Source organism: Bradyrhizobium sp. AZCC 1577 (assembly GCF_036924575.1).
Lineage (GTDB): Bacteria > Pseudomonadota > Alphaproteobacteria > Rhizobiales > Xanthobacteraceae > Bradyrhizobium.
In genome coordinates, this window is the sequence record NZ_JAZHRQ010000001.1 from 201,599 (window position 1) to 217,387 (window position 15,789).

The 15,789-nt window shown below is 63.9% G+C and carries 15 protein-coding genes and 1 tRNA gene; 6 read left to right on the forward strand and 10 right to left on the reverse strand.

The features are described from left to right. Nucleotides 1-15: 15 nt before the first annotated feature. Entirely contained in the window at nt 16-921 is a 906-nt protein-coding gene (locus V1278_RS00945) for a LysR family transcriptional regulator (RefSeq protein WP_334379391.1), read from the reverse strand. Between the two features lie 123 nt (nt 922-1,044). Between V1278_RS00945 and V1278_RS00950 the strand changes: the two genes are divergently transcribed. From V1278_RS00950 to V1278_RS00965, 4 genes are read left to right on the forward strand one after another with little or no spacing between them, the layout of a single operon-like run. Beyond that, nucleotides 1,045-2,037: a TIGR03571 family LLM class oxidoreductase gene (locus tag V1278_RS00950; RefSeq protein WP_334379392.1), complete on the forward strand. Its 993-nt coding sequence runs from the start codon at nt 1,045-1,047 to the stop codon at nt 2,035-2,037. 23 nt (nt 2,038-2,060) lie between these two features. Then, on the forward strand, nt 2,061-2,888 hold the full coding sequence (locus tag V1278_RS00955; RefSeq protein ID WP_334379393.1) for an aldo/keto reductase: 828 nt from the start codon (nt 2,061-2,063) through the stop codon (nt 2,886-2,888). Nucleotides 2,889-2,918: 30 nt separating this feature from the next. Then, entirely contained in the window at nt 2,919-4,031 is a 1,113-nt protein-coding gene (locus V1278_RS00960; RefSeq protein WP_334379394.1) for an alkene reductase, read from the forward strand. Next, nucleotides 4,028-4,924: an NAD-dependent epimerase/dehydratase family protein gene (locus V1278_RS00965; RefSeq protein WP_334379396.1), complete on the forward strand. Its 897-nt coding sequence runs from the start codon at nt 4,028-4,030 to the stop codon at nt 4,922-4,924. Before V1278_RS00960 ends, V1278_RS00965 begins: the two co-directional genes overlap by 4 nt. 930 nt (nt 4,925-5,854) lie before the next feature. On the opposite strand, the gene V1278_RS00970 is transcribed toward V1278_RS00965, so the two are convergent. From V1278_RS00970 to V1278_RS01010, 9 genes are all read right to left on the reverse strand, one after another. Further along, nucleotides 5,855-5,952 (reverse strand) — tRNA-Ser (locus V1278_RS00970). A gap of 32 nt (nt 5,953-5,984) precedes the next feature. Then, complete coding sequence (locus tag V1278_RS00975) at nt 5,985-6,650, reverse strand: RES family NAD+ phosphorylase (protein ID WP_334379398.1); 666 nt, start codon at nt 6,648-6,650, stop codon at nt 5,985-5,987. Then, the gene (locus tag V1278_RS00980) at nt 6,647-7,102 is read right to left on the reverse strand and encodes an MbcA/ParS/Xre antitoxin family protein (protein WP_442893791.1); all 456 of its coding nucleotides are present in this window, start codon (nt 7,100-7,102) and stop codon (nt 6,647-6,649) included. Before V1278_RS00980 ends, V1278_RS00975 begins: the two co-directional genes overlap by 4 nt. Nucleotides 7,103-7,597: 495 nt before the next feature. Then, nucleotides 7,598-9,994, reverse strand: coding sequence for an AAA family ATPase (locus V1278_RS00985; protein ID WP_334379400.1), 2,397 nt, complete (start codon nt 9,992-9,994; stop codon nt 7,598-7,600). Nucleotides 9,995-10,093: 99 nt separating this feature from the next. After that, nucleotides 10,094-10,861 carry a metallophosphoesterase gene (locus V1278_RS00990; protein WP_334379401.1) on the reverse strand — a complete coding sequence of 256 codons (768 nt, stop codon included), beginning with the start codon at nt 10,859-10,861 and terminating at the stop codon, nt 10,094-10,096. Nucleotides 10,862-10,872: 11 nt separating this feature from the next. After that, entirely contained in the window at nt 10,873-11,334 is a 462-nt protein-coding gene (locus V1278_RS00995) for a hypothetical protein (protein ID WP_334379402.1), read from the reverse strand. Nucleotides 11,335-11,522: 188 nt separating this feature from the next. After that, nucleotides 11,523-11,789 carry a hypothetical protein gene (locus V1278_RS01000; protein ID WP_334379403.1) on the reverse strand — a complete coding sequence of 89 codons (267 nt, stop codon included), beginning with the start codon at nt 11,787-11,789 and terminating at the stop codon, nt 11,523-11,525. Nucleotides 11,790-11,934: 145 nt separating this feature from the next. Then, on the reverse strand, nt 11,935-12,510 hold the full coding sequence (locus V1278_RS01005; protein ID WP_334384072.1) for a hypothetical protein: 576 nt from the start codon (nt 12,508-12,510) through the stop codon (nt 11,935-11,937). After that, nucleotides 12,510-12,983 carry a hypothetical protein gene (locus V1278_RS01010; RefSeq protein WP_334379404.1) on the reverse strand — a complete coding sequence of 158 codons (474 nt, stop codon included), beginning with the start codon at nt 12,981-12,983 and terminating at the stop codon, nt 12,510-12,512. Before V1278_RS01010 ends, V1278_RS01005 begins: the two co-directional genes overlap by 1 nt. 80 nt (nt 12,984-13,063) lie before the next feature. On the opposite strand from V1278_RS01010, the gene V1278_RS36805 reads away from it, so the two are divergent. After that, a complete protein-coding gene (locus tag V1278_RS36805; RefSeq protein WP_442893698.1) occupies nt 13,064-13,387 on the forward strand; it encodes a helix-turn-helix domain-containing protein in 324 nt (107 codons plus the stop codon). A gap of 1,109 nt (nt 13,388-14,496) precedes the next feature. Continuing rightward, nucleotides 14,497-15,732 carry a hypothetical protein gene (locus V1278_RS01020; RefSeq protein ID WP_334379406.1) on the forward strand — a complete coding sequence of 412 codons (1,236 nt, stop codon included), beginning with the start codon at nt 14,497-14,499 and terminating at the stop codon, nt 15,730-15,732. The last annotated feature ends 57 nt before the right edge of the window (nt 15,733-15,789 follow it).

Consider the following 15,789-nt stretch of genomic DNA (forward strand, 5'->3'; position numbering starts at 1 on the left):
GCGCGCCGGCCGTACTCAATCGCCTGTCATAAACGCCTGCAGATGCGGGACCGTGAAATCGAGGAAGGCCCGCACCCTTTGCGGCATCCTCGGTCCGCCGAGATAGAGTGCATGCACCTCTTCGGCGTCGCTGTAGGCGTCATCCGCTAAGACTTCGACGAGACGGCCGGCAGCGATGTCGGCGGCGACGTGATAGTCGGCGAGGCGCGCCAATCCGCCGCCTCCGATGGCGAGGCGTCGTACGGTTTCGCCATTGTTGGCGAGCAGGCTGCCGTGAACCATCCGATCAACGATGCGGCCGCCTTGCCGTAGCGGCCAGACCGGCGCCGCACGGCGGAAGTTGAAGCCGAGGCAATTGTGATTGTCGAGTTCCTCGAACGACTGTGGCGCACCACGACGTGCGAGATAGGCAGGTGAGCCGACGATCTTGCGTCGGGCCAAGCCGATTTTGCGCGCAACTAGATTGGAGTCCGTCAGCGCACCTACCCGGAACGCGATGTCGGTCCGGTCGAGATAGAGGTCTACGATCTCGTCGGATAACGAGAGATCGACCACAATGTTCGGATACCTTTCCCAAAAGGTTGGCAGCAGAGGCTCGATCCCCAGAACGCCGAACGCCACCGACGCATTGACCCGCACTGTGCCACCGGCATGACTGGCACCGTGGGTCATTTCTCGCTCGATGTCGTCCAATTCGGCGAGCAGAGCGCCGCTACGCTCATAATAAAGTCGACCTTCGTCTGTGAGGGAGAGACGACGCGTCGAGCGCTCGATCAAGCGCGCACCCAATCGTTCCTCGATGCGGCCGATCAGCTTGCTCACCGTAGATGGGGTCATCAGCAAGACCCGCGCTGCCTCCGAGAAGCTGCCCGCCTCCACGACCCTGACGAACACCTGCATCTCGCCAGCTCGATTGTCCATCTAAACCCCACTTGTGAAATTGCATCACAGATTATGTGGACTCCCGACGAATTATCAAGCCGCGGCAATGCCTTCATGTTCCGGGCAACAAACGATTGTCGCTTTGCCGCTGATGGACACGACATGGCCGCCCAACCCTCCGCACTTGACCTTATATGCAGACCCAGCGGCTTGACGCTCGGCATCGAGCTTCCGCTCGACAATGACTGGTCAGTCGCAGGTGAAGCGAAACGGAGCGCCGACGGCCGCCCGCGGGGCGTTCCGGACCTGAGCGGTCATACCGAATATGTGCGCAAGGTGGATGCGGCGGGATTCGCCGCGATCTGGATGCGCGACGTCCCTGTATTCGACAGCGTGCGCATGGGCGATGCGGGCTCGGTCTACGACATCTTCACATATCTCGGTTTTCTTGCGGGAATCACGCAGAACGTCGCCATCGGCACGGCTGCCGTGGTGCTGCCGATCCGTCACCCGCTGATGATCGCCAAGGCCGCCGCCTCGGCGGACGCGCTGTCCAACGGCCGCTTGATCCTGGGTGTCGCGTCAGGCGACCGGCCGATCGAATATCCGCTCCTTGGTCTCGATTTTGAAAGCCGCGGCGCACGCTTCCGCGAGTCTGTCGCTTATCTGCGCGCGGCGTGGCAGCCCGGCGGACTGCCGGTCGGCGACAATCAGCGGGAGCCGACATTCGATCTGCTTCCACGTCCAGCACAGGCCGCAATTCCTCTCGTCGTGGCGGGTCGAGCGCAACAAACCGACGAATGGATCGCCGCGAACATGGATGGACAATTCGTCTATCCCGGCGACATCACCCAGCTCACGGCTCAGGCCGGCGCGTGGCATGCGGCGCGCGGGTCCGATGGCGCATTCATCAGCGCCTTCCATCTCGACCTGGCCGACGATCCCGATGAAGGCGCGACGCCCCATCACTTTGGCGCGCGGATCGGCCGACATCGTTTCCTCGACCATCTTGAGGCCCTGCGGCGCGTCGGCGTCGACCATCTCGCAGTGCTGCTGCGCCGATCATCACGTCCGATCGACGAAGTGCTCGATGAGCTTGCCAGCGAAATCCTTCCCGCCCTAGGCGCGACCGCACCAACGGTCAAAGCCGCCTGACAGAAACTCGAAGGGACAACTCGATGCATCACGTCACAGTTCACGGAGCCTCGATTCCCGCGCTCGGCTTCGGTGTGTTCCGCATGTCGGGCAAGGAAGTCGAAGAGGTTGTGCCTGTAGCACTCGATGTCGGCTTCCGCCATTTCGATACTGCGCAGATCTACCAGAACGAGGCCGATCTTGGTCGCGCGTTGGAGAAGGCCGGCGCGAAACGCGATCAATTGTTCCTCACCACGAAGGTCTGGGTCGACAACTATCCGGCCGAAAAATTCTTGGCCTCCGTCGATGAAAGCCTCGACAAGTTGCGCACCGACTACGTCGACTTGCTGCTGCTCCATTGGCCGAATGACAACGTGCCGCTTGCCGATCAGATCAAGTCGCTGAACGCTGTACGGGCCGCCGGCAAGGCCCGTCACATCGGTGTCAGCAATCTGCCAACGAAACTGATGACAGAGGCGATCTCGCTGAGCAAGGCGCCGCTCGTGACCAACCAGGTCGAGTACCACCCCTATCTCGATCAGTCAGTATTGTTCGACGCCATACGCAAATCGACCCTCGCTCTTACCGCCTACCACGCCATGGCTGACGGCAAGGTGATCACAGATCCCCTGATCCAGGCGATCGGCGCACAATACGGCAAGAGCGCCGCCCAGGTGGTGTTGCGCTGGCTGGTCCAGCAGGACGGCGTCATCGCCTTGTCCAAGACCGCCAACCCGAAACGCGTGCCTGAGAATTTCACGATCTTCGATTTCAACCTGATCGCCGAGGAAATGGCCGCGCTCCACGCGCTGGCGCAGCCCGATGGGCGAATCGTCAGCCCGCCTGGACTGGCCCCGGTGTGGGACCGCTAAAACCGAATCCACAGCATGAGTACATTCGAAATGAACAAGCTCTTTGAACCATTCACCCTCGGCAGCCGGACGCTTCGCAACCGTATTGCCATGGCGCCAATGACCCGCTCGCGCAATCCGGATGGCGTGCCCAACGACCTGACTGCGCTTTACTACCGGCAGCGCAGCAGCGCCGGCCTGATCGTCACCGAAGGCACGCCGATCTCGCGCACCGCCGAGGGCTTTCTCTTTATTCCCGGCATCTATACGCCGCAGCAGGTCGAAGGCTGGCGCAAGGTGACCAACGCTGTACACGAGGAGGGCGGGACCATCTTCGCCCAGATCTGGCACGTCGGCCGCGTCAGCCACGTGTCGAACCAGCCCGGCAGTATCGCTCCTGTAAGCTCGACCGCGCAGATCGCGCACAACTCGCAGGCCTGGGGCCTGAAGGACGACGGCACCCCCGGTGCGGTCGATGTCTCCAAGCCACGCGCCTTGTCCACGGCGGAAGTACGCGGCGTCATCGCCGATTTTGCCGAGGCCGCGGCTAACGCGATCGATGCCGGATTTGACGGTGTCGAGCTGCATGGCGCGAACGGCTACCTAATCGAGCAGTTCCTTAACCCCCTCGTCAATGACCGCACGGATGCCTATCGCGGCGATACGCTCGAAGGCCGCACGCGCTTCCTACTCGAAGCTGTGGACGCCGTCATTTCACGCGTGGGCGCGAAACGCACGGCCATCCGCCTCTCTCCTTACGGCAGCCTGTTCGACATGGGACACTATCCCGAGATCGAGGAAACCTATCTTCATCTCGCCGACGAATTGACGAAGCGCAACCTCGCATACGTCCATCTGATGGATCAGAAGTCACGCGGCAGTTCCACCATTCCTGTCGACTTCCTCGGGAAATTCCGCGCACACTACAAGAGTGTCCTCATTCTCGCTGGCGGCATGACGCGCGATAAAGCCGAAAAGCTCCTCGACAACGGGCTGATCGACATCGCCGCATTCGGCGAGCCGTTCATCGCAAATCCCGATCTTGTCTCACGGCTACGCAATAACTGGCCGCTCGCCGCGGTCGACCGCGCGCTCCACTATGGCGGCGGCGCAAACGGCTATACCGACTACCCGACCTACAACGACGAAAGGAGCGTAGCATGAAGATCTTCGTGACAGGGGCGAGCGGCTATATCGGCGGCTCGGTGGCAACCCTCCTTGCAACGCAGGGGCATCAGGTGCGTGGCCTCGTCCGCAGCGCGAGCAAAGTGGACGGCGTCCGCACCAAGGGCATCACGCCCGTCGTCGGGACCCTCGACGAGGCGGCCTTGCTGACCGCCGAAGCGAAAGCCGCGGACGCGGTGATCAATGCCGCCGACAGCGACCACAAAGGTGCCGTCGAAGCGACGCTCGCTGGCCTTGTGGGTTCCGGCAAGCCGTTCATCCACACAAGCGGCACAAGCCTCGTCGGCGACGAAGCAATGGGCGAGCCGTCGGACAAGATCTTCACCGAGGACACGCCGGTGAAGCCCGAACCCGACAAGGAGCACCGCGTCGCAGTCAATAAGCTGATCGTTGATGCTGCGCCCGGCGTGCGCACCATCGTGCTATGCAACAGCCTGATCTATGGCCGCACGCTCGGCCCGGCGGCGCAGAGCGTGCAGATCCCTCCGCTTGTGGCGCAAGCCCGGGAAAGCGGCATCTCGCGCTATATCGGACGCGGCCTCAACATCTGGTCGAATGTCCACATTGCCGACATGGCCGATCTCTATATGCGAGCCCTTGAAAAGGCCCCCGCCGGCAGCTTCTACTACGTGGAGAACGGCGAGGCGTCATTTGGCGATCTCGTCCGCGCGATCGGCAAGGCGCTGGGACTGGGACCGGCCCAATCCTGGTCAGCCGAGGACGCCATCGCCAAGTGGGGCCGCGAGCTTGCCGTGTTCGCGCTTGGCTCCAACAGCCGCGTCCGAGGCGAAAAAGCACGCCGCGAACTCGGCTGGAAGCCGACTCATAGCTCCGTGATTCAATGGGTGGAGAAAGAGCTGATCCGTTCATAGGGGCCAAGCGACTTACGTTCTGAGCAATCCTTTTGCCCTAGGACGGCGCGACCACCCTTCTTGAGTCTCAGATAGTCCAAGGCTCAGAGCGCTTTCCAAACGCGCCTAAAATTCGGCCCCGAACCGAGCTTCTCGAGAAAATGTTTGGGATCAATCTATCGACCGCGGCTCCGAAGCTCGATGTGGTCTTGGCCAGTTTAGCGGAGAGGTACGACGCCAAAGTGGCGCGCCGACACGGGCATCGAGAGTGATCGAGTCTGTTAATCAGCGTCCGCGCTGCCAGGAAGGCTAAAACGCACCGTTCCGTAAGGGCGCCGCACCGCTGACCGTCGACTCCGACGGCAGGTACTCGCTCGAATATGTGCCGTTCGAGCATATCAACGTTGAGGCCAGACTTGTGATCGTGGGGATCACGCCAGGCCCGATCCAGCGTGACGAGGCGTGCGAGGAAGCGGGTCGGCTATTGAGGCGGGGTTTGCCGGACGATGAGATCCTTCGCAGGGTCAAGAGGCTTGCAGCGTTCGGCGGACCGACCATGCGCCCCAATCTTGAACGCATGATCGATGCTTTGGGCACCATGAGCTTGCTGGGAGGCGGTCGCGCCTCGGAGCTTTGGCAAGGACGGGCTCATCTCCTTCACGCAACGTCGGTTGTGCCTCATGCAGCGTTTGACAGAGGAAAACTCTTTCGCGGGGTCGTTCGAGGAAGTCCAGCGTGTCGAGGTGCTGCGTCGTAGCTTCGAGCGCAACTTCCTCCCCACGCTGCGTCATCTTCGTCGCGACGCCTATTTCATTGGGCTGGGCCCGACCCCAGCGGCAGCGCTCGCCTTCGCTGCGGACAAGGGGCTCATCGACGGAAGCAGAGTCCTGGGCTGGCTCGCGCACCCGTCGAAGAGCGGCGGTAGCCAGGTTTCGACGAGACTTGCTAAGCTGGAGCGGGCGAAGGGAATCGAACCCTCATATGCAGCTTGGGAAGCTGCTTGACCTCATCGTCTTCGAAGCCGCATGAGCTGCCGCTCTTCGCTCAGCTCACCGCCAGGATCGTTGATTGCTCTAGGATGCTACAGCCTACGGACTTCGATCATGCGCGACGTCGCCAGGACTGAAATTTCGAAATGATCTGTCTGGATAATGTCTGTGATGTTGCGCGGCCGATGCGCAACGACGTTGATTCCGTTCCGCCGTCGCAGGCTGTCGTAGAGCAGTCCTGCGCCACCTGACGCGCGAACCTCCTCGCCGAGCTTCTGCGAGGCGTCATAACGGTCGCTCGCATAAACCTCAGAGTGCGCGGTCTGCTGCCCCCTGATGTCGAGATAGTCGCCTAACAACGTTGCGGCATAGGCCCTGTATGTCCGGGTCATGGTGGCTACGCTGCGGGCGACCGCTTCGCGCCGCAGGTGGTGACCGACTTCCGCAGCCGCGGTCCGGATATCGTCGGCTGCGTACCACGCCCCGAGCTCGGGACCATTGAATCGCATCCCGCCGGGAGCGACGTGCAAGAAAGCTGCCATAACGATGCTGGCATTGGGCACCCCATAGACCCATTCACGCCGCGGCAGCCGGTCGATGCGATCGGCCACGAGCCGATCATTGGTCCAACCGACCAGCTCCATCACCGCTGCAAGATCGGCCGCCGTCGCGACGGTATCGAACAGCCCGATGGGAGGAAATTGCGACGGGATCAGACGATGGGCGGGCCGTGGCGAGGGGGCGAAAGCGTCCGTCACCGGAAGACGATTTCCGCGTCGTCGTAAGGCGTGAACGCCTCGTCAAGGGTGTTCGGCTGCATGTAGAGGCCGCCGCGCGCGCCGTCGAGGAAACGGCGCACCGTAAGCAACCCGTCCTGAGAGCCGCTGGTCACGAGCTCGAGCGGCGGTCGCCCGCCGAAGACGACCGCGCTGTGCGGGTTTCGCAGCCATTCGACACCAAGCCGCTCTGTCGGAAACAGAATCGCGAGACCCTGATGAATCCCGAGTATTGCCGAGATGCGCGTGAGGACATCAACATCGAGGGTGAAGGCGCCATGCTCGCGCGCCAGCTTGCACCAGTTGTGATACGTGGATCGAGAGGGATATCCGAGGACCAGGAGGCGCTGCTCTTCCGTCAACCCCCACAGATCCGCAATGGCGAGGAAAGTCCGCAAAGCAGGGGCGCTGAGCCGCCGCCGGCTGGCGGGCATGAGGCGCGAGTTATCGAGCCGGGGCGGCCCCTTTTTGAGCTCGGCCGGGCTCGACTTACGGGCCTTCAACATGAATCGCTCCTTTGTCGGATATGGATATAGTCCCAATCTGGACAAAATACAACCACCCGTCTACATTCAAGCATGATCCTAATTTATATCGTAAATCAGTAACTTGAATATGAGGATGGGGTTGAGCTGGACAAAACTGAGCCCTCCAGTTGCCGAACCTGTCCCTGAGCGCCTGGGTCACGGTTGAGCGACTTACAAAGCGCTCGAGTCTGGCGCCTTTCTTTGCATGCCGCCCTTCTAAGTGGCTGAAGGAGCGCCGTTGACTGATCGTCCTTAAGAAGAACGCCTACTTAGAAGCTTCTTTGTAACGCCGATTGGAAAGAAGCCGGACCTGCGCGATCTTTCAGAGGGTGACGCTCCGCCTGTCGGGTGGGAAACGTGGCTAGGACGAACACATCTCGCAACTGCTTCGATTGCGTACCCTTACTTGGCTCCGCCAACGATATTGCGATCGGCCTTATTCTCGATCGTCGCGGTGACCGGCTTTATGGCGTTCGGGCGCCCCGGCCCGGGGTTCCCACCTGGGTGAGACCGGAGAAGCTCGGCAACTTCCGCACCGTCGACGCGTCCGCGCTCGAAGAGCACCATCGCGACGGCCTCGAGGGCATCCCGGTTGGCGTCGAGAGTCAGGCGGCACGCTGACGCCGCTTTAGCAAGCTCGCCGTTAACGGCCGTGCGGATTTCCTCGAAGGCGAGGAAAGCCTGCGCCTCGCGCTTCGGACCGCGAAAGGTCAGCGGCGTCGGTCCTGCGAGCCCCAGACTTCCGGCCATGGCCGCCGCGATCCTGGTTGCTTGATCCAGATCGGAGTCCGGTTCGCCGCCGGCACCATGCGAACCGGCACCGAGCAGAAGTTCCTCGCCAACTCGGCCGGCGAGAATGACCTGTAGACGCTTATGGTAGTCGTCGTAGGTGCCAGCCTGCGGGGTCAGGTTCGTGCGGACCGAGATGCCGCCGCGTGAACCCATGTATGCCGACGTCGCAAAGACGTCGTCCGGACCGAAATTCAAGACATCCGCCACGATATGCGCGGCCTCGTGCACGCACACACGCCACCGTAACTCCGGCGGACGCGGGTCCTCCTCGACGAGCGCACCGCGCAGGTCTTCGAGCGTCACCGCGCGGCTCGCTTGCCGCGCGACGCGCCTGGCGTCCTTGACGACGCGCTCGATGTCGGCCCCCGTCATGCCCACCGCGAGTTCGACGATCGGGCGAAGGTCGGCATCCGCGAGTGCGCCGGCCAGCCTGACGCGGAGCATCTTCTCGAGTTCGTCCTGAGTGGGCAGGCCGATCCTCACGACCTTGTCGAGACGCCCGGAGCGGAGCAACGCGGGATCGCAGCGGGAAAGGTCGTTACTCGCCCCGATCACGATCACGCGTTCGCGGCCCGCAATGCCATCGACCTGCTCGAGGAGAGCATTGACCACTTCGATGACGTAGTCCTTATGCGAGTGCGTCAGGCTTGCCCTGTCAGGGAAGCTATCGACCTCGTCGATGAAGAGGACGCACGGCGCCTGCGTACGCGCGGCGTCGAAGTCCTGCCTCATCGCCCGCAACAAATGTCCCAAATGCGCGTCCCCGCTCGATTGCCACTTTGCCAGCGTTGCGGTGATCAGCGCGAGACCGACCTCGGCCGCGAACACCTTGGCGAACGTGGTCTTGCCTGTGCCGGGGGGCCCGGTTAGCGCCACAGCAGAGGAGACCGCGTCCCAGCCGATCTCACCGGCCTTCCAGGCCTTGATGTCGGCGATGGCGGATTCCGCCCACGCCCTTGCCTCACCGAGTCCATGAAGCTGCGCAAGGGTGAGATCGCGCGATTTTTTGTTGGTGTCCTTCGCCGCGGCCAGGCGGCGAAGCTCGGCCAGACATTGGGAGGGGCTCCGGTCGAACCTGACGGCCACGATCAGGTCCGAGACGCTCGTCCTAGCGGCGAGGTCGGGCGCGATATTCTCGCGGCAAGGCTTGCCGGTAATGATGCGGATGACGCGCGCGATCGTCGCCGGGTCCATGGGCGGAAATTCGATGCGCTCACACGCCGCCTTGAGGACGGTTTGCGGCAGATGCGTGGTGCCGAGAGGCGACAACGCGAAGAATGGAAGCGCGAGCGTCAGCGCGGACAGCGCCGCGGTTTCGGCCGCTGGCTTGTCCTTTCCTTTCGGAACTTCCTTGATCAAGAGATAGACCGCGTCGTAGCGGGCGCGGCGGCCCGCGGTATCGCGCTGTACGTCCATCAGGCGGTCCGGGTCCGGATACAGGACACTCTGCCACATCGCGCCGACGCGGCCGAGCATCTCGACATCCGGGATGTCGAGGACAACGGTGGGCGCGGCGCTCCTAACGGCGGCGAGCAGTTGCGGCCTTTTGTCAAACAGTCTCGCGAAGATGAGGCTCGCAGCGACCTCGCCCGCGCTGATGGCGTAGGTTTCTAATTTCGAGTCGGGTTTCTTTGACGGAAGGCGTTCTTCGTCGTCGTCCTCCTGCGATCGACGCGCCGCCTCGCGCAGCTTCGCCAACCCCCGAGTGCCGGCAACTCGGTGCTCCTGCCCCATCGCCCTCTCGGCGGCGGCGAGCGCCTCGTCCTGGAGTTTCTTTCTCATGAGCTCGATCGCGCGTTCGGCGGCGACCTCGGCCACGGCGCTGCGGAAGCGATAGCTCGCACGCCACTCCTTCTTGTACTGCTCGAGTTCGAGCGGTCCCATCCCCGCCGGCGTCCTGCCGACCACGCTGCCCGTCGCGCGATCCGGCGCCTCAGCCGTACGTTCGCGACTGCCGTGCGGCGGGCGCTCCGCCATCATCATCGCGGTGTAGATATCGTCCGTCATTTCCATGGTCCCGTTGCATCGATTTCCGAGGTCGGCGCGGCGGCGCACTAGGGCGGATGCACCTTCTCCAAGACCAGTATGGCGACGAGCCTTCGTAGATCAGTCATTGTCCACCTCGATGGTGTAGGAGGGATCGAACACGGGGTTTTCGTCGGCGTAGCCGCGCGGATTGCTGAGCAGGCGGGTCCGCCCGCGCAGGAAGCTCATCGAGTGATGCGTATGCCCCGACACCCACCACGCCGGCTGGTAGCGATCGATGATCGGAAGGAGTTCCGAGGCGTAGGCGGCGGAGACGATGCTGCGCTGAAACTGGGGATTTACAGCCTCAATCGATGCGGCGTGATGCGTGAGCACCATGACCTTCCGGACGCCGTCCTGCGCCTTGGCGAGCTCTGTCTCGATGAACGCGCGCGACTGCAGGTGAAGCGCCCTCGCCTCTTCGGGCCTGAATCGCATCCACGGGTTTCGCTGCCACTTGATCCTCTTGTGATCGCGCATGACGTCGGCCGCGGTCCGCATCGCGGGAATCCGCAGGGTCTCGCCGAACAGCCCGTAGTCCGTCCACAGGGTAGCCCCTACCACCAACAGCTTGCTGCCGAAGTACGCGATGCTGCTCTCGAGAAGATGGACGCCGAGTTGGCGGGCACGAACGCGGCCGGCCTCCAGTTCGTCACGTAGCGTGTATCCGTAGTATTCGTGGTTGCCCGCCACCATCGCCACGTCGACGTTCGGAAACGCGCGGCGACACGCTTCGATCGCATTCACGAGTCCTTGGCAGGTGTCGCCCGCCACCACCACGAGGTCCGCTCCCGCCGCACACGGCGGGATGCCGCGCGCGCCCGGGAAGTCGACGTGAAGGTCGCTCATGATCTGGACCCTCATCTCGGCCTCTCTAATCGGCTGCAGTCCACTAAGGATCGGAAGGCGCGCACCCTCCACGAGGTGGCGATCCGCGCCTCGGCGTTACCCGCGCTCGGCAAGCGCCTGATTACATTCGCTAGAACGATGCACGCCGCGGCGCTCCCCCCGCACGCGCAAACGACGAGCGCCGTCATGGCCAAGTCGAACTTCTGGCGGGAGGAGTCTTCCGGTCGCATCGAAAGCACGATGCCAATGGCGGCTGCCGCATCGCCAGCAACGGCGTCGCGCCAGCGGGGCTCTCCGAGCAGTTCGACCTTCTCGATCGAGCGGCGCATCTCCCAGAGGGCCATCTTATGGAAGCCCTTCGAGCCGATGGAGCGCCACCACGCCGTCGGCGGTCGCCGCATTGCGCGACGGTGGATAGTCGTCGTCGCGGCGCCCAACACTCCGTCCGGCCGTCGTTCCAGTTCGTTACTCATCATTCCTTCCTTTCGGCAAGCCTCCCCGGTTCGCGCGAAGGGCCGCGCGCCGGACAACCGCCGTCGTCTTGAATTTGACGGAGACGCCGGACTGAGCCGGCGTCTCCTCCCTGGCTCGCCTCGCCACGCCGGACCGTGCCCTGCCTCGCCGGACCACGCCCGCCTGCGAGCCGATTACTCGATCACGGTCACCGAGAACGTTCCGTTCTGCGGGCGCCAATCGCGGCAGCGGCACGAGCGGCAGCTTCATTGGCGGCAGCGGCGGCATCTCCTTCGATGGTTTTCCGCCACTCCGGGATCGTCGACGAGATGCGCGCGACAAAATCCTCGACTTCGGCGATGCGCCTCTCGTCAAAGCTCTCCGCACCGAACTTCCGCCAGCAGGCAAGCGGGTCCGGCGCAGCGTTGTCGACATCCGGGGATTCGTCGTTGCCGCGGTGGCGGTCTTTATCCATGGTCGCACTCCATCGTTCGCGCAGACGGTGCGCGTCTGAACATTCACGGCGGTTTTCGCTATTTCCTTTCGGACCGGCGCATCTCGTGGATAACCACGCCGGGCCATGCCATGCCTCGCCGGGCCACGCCCCAGCACGCCTAGCTCTATTCCAGCTTCACTTCCTCGACGAGGAAGCGGCCGAACTCCGGGGTGTAGTCGCCGAGGCCGAACAAGCCGGCCGTCTGGTAGAAGCCGATGATTTCGTCGCGATCGAGCATGGACGGCAAAAACGTGCCGTGGATCAACGCGCTCCATTCGGGAAACAGCGGGCGGGTGCGGACGGTCAACGAACCGTGCACCCGCACGACGGCACGGTGCCGGAAGCGCTCGGCCGCCCAGAGTTCGTCCGCGGTCTTCGGACCGTCGTATTGCAGCAGCGCGGCTCCCTCCGACCGGAACGCGACCTTCGCGATCTCGCCCATCTTGGTCTTCTTTGCTCCGTCGACGGCCACCGATTTGACGGTCTGCTGCGGCAGGCAGGGCATTCCGTGGTGCAGCCAGAGGGCGCCCCGGTACTCGAGTTCGGCGATCCTCATGTGGTCGGCGTCCGTCTTCTTCCGCTTCGAGGTGACCTTGGCGAGAGCCTTCGCCGTCTTGTCGAGTGGATCGGCGAGCTTCGACGAACGCATCAGCATCGGGCCGACGCCCACCAGCCGCAGTTTGATGTGCTCGACGCTCATCACACGCCCCCCGTCGCATAGGTGGAGTCGAAGAGCGGTGCCGGATCCGCGGAGGGAACGAAGTCCGCCGTCGCCGCCACCGGCTGGTTCGCATACCTCCGCGCGCGGAGTTCGCAGGTGACGACGACATGGCATGGCGCGCAGAGCGTCGTCAGATCGGCCATGCGTTCACGGCCGAGATTTTCGTACGTGCGGTGATGGACCTCAAGGCGGGCCTCTGCCCGGGACGCGTTGCAGATGCGGCAGCGATAACCGGAGGCACGCAGCTCGGCGAGCCGACCTTGATTGGTTTTCCAAGCGTGGCTGCCGATGTAGGTTGGGTAGCCTACCGAATCGCTCGCGCCTGAAGCCGGCGCCGAGTCTTCGACGACGCCGCCAGGAAATCCCGGAATGCTCGCCCAGCCATCGGTCCCGTTCATGCCCTTGGGCGGCTTCTCAAGGAGAGCTTCGAGCTTGGTGTGGTGTGCGGTCATCGGTGATCCATGTCCTCATCTCGTTTCGACGACGAGAACTATAGCGCAGGAATGCACAAGTGCATCAGGAATGCACATTCATGGTTAACGGACGGCAAATCGCAGCCGCGCGCGTATGGCTCGGCATCTCCCAATCCGAACTTGGCCTAGACGCCAGTGTCGCGACCCGTACGATTGCCCATCTCGAAAAAGGCGGTCGCGTTTTGCACAACCGAACGCTCGAAGCGCTCGTGAAATCCCTTCAGGAGATGGGCGTCGAATTTCTGGAGGACGAGAAGGATCCGAAGATCGGAGTTGGCATTCGGGTTCGCGAAGCGAGGATAAGCCAGGCGATTCTCGACGCACGCACGATAGGCGACAAACGCGGAAGGAAGCCGCGAATCTCCAAACAGCGAGACGACTGAGACAAAGACAAAGAGGGTCCAGCGGGCCGACAATCCTCAGAGATCCCGGACTGGACCCACCAACAGCGCGTAGCGGCATCGGAACAGTTGACCGGTCACCGCCGCGGCGGCTTGATGCTGACTTGTCCACCCGCTCCCCCGAGAATGTGACGGCCCGGGGAGGCCGCCCGCGAACGGCGCAGGCAGCGGATTCCCAATCCTATCAGAAGTTGTTGGGGCTCCCGGCCCGGAATCAATTGCGACGTTTCGACGACGCTGTGGACGTGGCTCCGAGTCGCGGCGTTCGCCCCGAAGGGACCGGCCCGGACGCGTCGCCGGCAGCGCCGAATCCTTAGCTTCGTCAGATCGTCCCGGCGGAGCTCCTTCCCTCGGGGCCGGCCGCCTCACGTCTGCGCGGGGCCAACGCCATCGATGCGGCGGCGGCCCGGGTCGCCCTCGATAAAACGGGCGCGGCAGGAAGCGGGGTCGAGGAGTCCCGGCGGTGGTGCCCGCGCCCACCGAATCGCGGGGCCGTCGGGTGCGCGTCACCCAATCAATCCTTAGTACTGTCCGAAGAAGACGTCCTGCGCGGCTTCGCCGCCGGAGGTTCGGGCGGCGGCGGGTCCCGCGCGTCACGGGAACGCTCCGGTTCCGGGAACATTGCGGTTCCGGGAACGCGAGCGGTCTCGGCGTCCATCACCAAGCGACGGGGGACCGGACCGACGATGGCGGGAACGCGAGGGTTCCGCTCCCGGGAAACTCCGGGACTCTAGGTCCCTGACCGTCCCGTCGTATCCCGTTTGTTCCCGATCGGGTCCTTCCGCGTTGCCAAGTGCCACCATTAGGCAAGCCGTTGTTGGAAAAGCCTTATCCGGCGGGGCTCCGCGAGCACGGCGCATGGCCGAATCGCTAGGCCGTTACAGTCCAGCTCCTTTGACGTCTTTTCGGCAAGAAATTGCAATCAAAGGAGATTTTTAGCCAAGCCACCCAACTCCGGGAGAAACTCCGTAACCCCGCCGGGAACGTGCCCGCTCCCGCCATACCGGTACGCGGGGGAGCCAAGTTTAGGCGGTTGCAAACCAATTGCCGTTAGGAAGGATTCGAACCCTCCTTCGAACAGGCCCATCCGCATGGCGAAGCCCAAGGCCGACAGGGCCTCCGTTTCCGACGCGGCCGACCGGCTGCTCGCCGCGCACGGCTCGGTCTCCAAGGTGCTGCTGGCCGACGTGCTGACGATGGTCGCCGGCCGCAAGCTGAACGTCGGCCGTCTGCTGACCGGGTGGCGGGCGGAGCGCCGCGCGCTCGCCACCGGCATGCCGGAATCGGCGCGGCGGATGGCGCAGGAGTTCGCCGAGGACATCTGGATCCTGTCCCGCATCACCCTCGACCCGGCCTCGGCGGCGGCCGCCGCGCCGCCGGCGGCACCGCGATCGACGCGACGCCCCGAGCCGGAGCCGGACGGCGGGCCGCGCCGATCCCGCCCGGAATCCAAAGTCCAAACCGCTCCCGCGCGCGCAACCCCGCTGCCATCGGCCCGCAACCGGGGCGTGCCGGTCCGCCGGACGGAGGTCGCGCACGCTTCGCCGGACATGCCGGGTTTTCTGGAGGCCATCGAGGATGAGGCCGATGCTGCACCGGCGCGATCCCGGGCAGCGCGCCCCGCCTCGGCCGGCAAGCGCATCAGGGTGGCCAAGAAGAAGCCGGCCGCCGCGGGAGCGGTCAAGCAAGCCAAGCCCCTGCCGGAACGGCCGACGTTCGACCGGGAGACCCGACGTGTGCGGGTCCTGCGGCGGCTGGAACAACTGTCGGCGGAGCTCGACCCTCCCGCCCTGGCCGCGGCGACCAAACCCGTCCGCAAGTCCGACTGGGAGAAGGCCGCCAACCCGCTGGTCGCCGAAAAGGCTGCGCACCTGCTGCGGCAGACCGGCTACCCGCTCGGCCCCAAGGAAATCTGCGACGAACTCGGCAAGAGCATGAGCTGGAGGCCGAAGCGCCCCTATCGCGATCTGCCCCCGCTACTCGAAGGTTCGCGGATCGTCAGGGCCGAAACCGGTCAGGCGGGACTGTACTGGTTCGCCGGCGAAGACCCGCCGCCGCGTCCGACACAACCGGACTACATGGCGCGCGATACGCTGGAGGCGCTGGTCGTCCAGTTGGGCAAGCTCGTCTACCGAAAGGCCAAACAGATACTGGAGCGCGCGCCCGGACCGATGGATGTCGCCGAGATCGAAGGGGCGCTCGGCGAGGACATCCTGCTTTTCAAGAAAAATTGGCTGAACCAGAGGCTGAAGCGCGACGCCGCCGATCCCGAGGAGCCCGTCGTCAAGGCCCCTGAAGGATACGGCTGGGGCAAACGCCGCAAATAGCGCGACCCAGCTTCCTTGGCGAAGACATCGCACGCCTACGGCAGGAGGAGTAGGTTG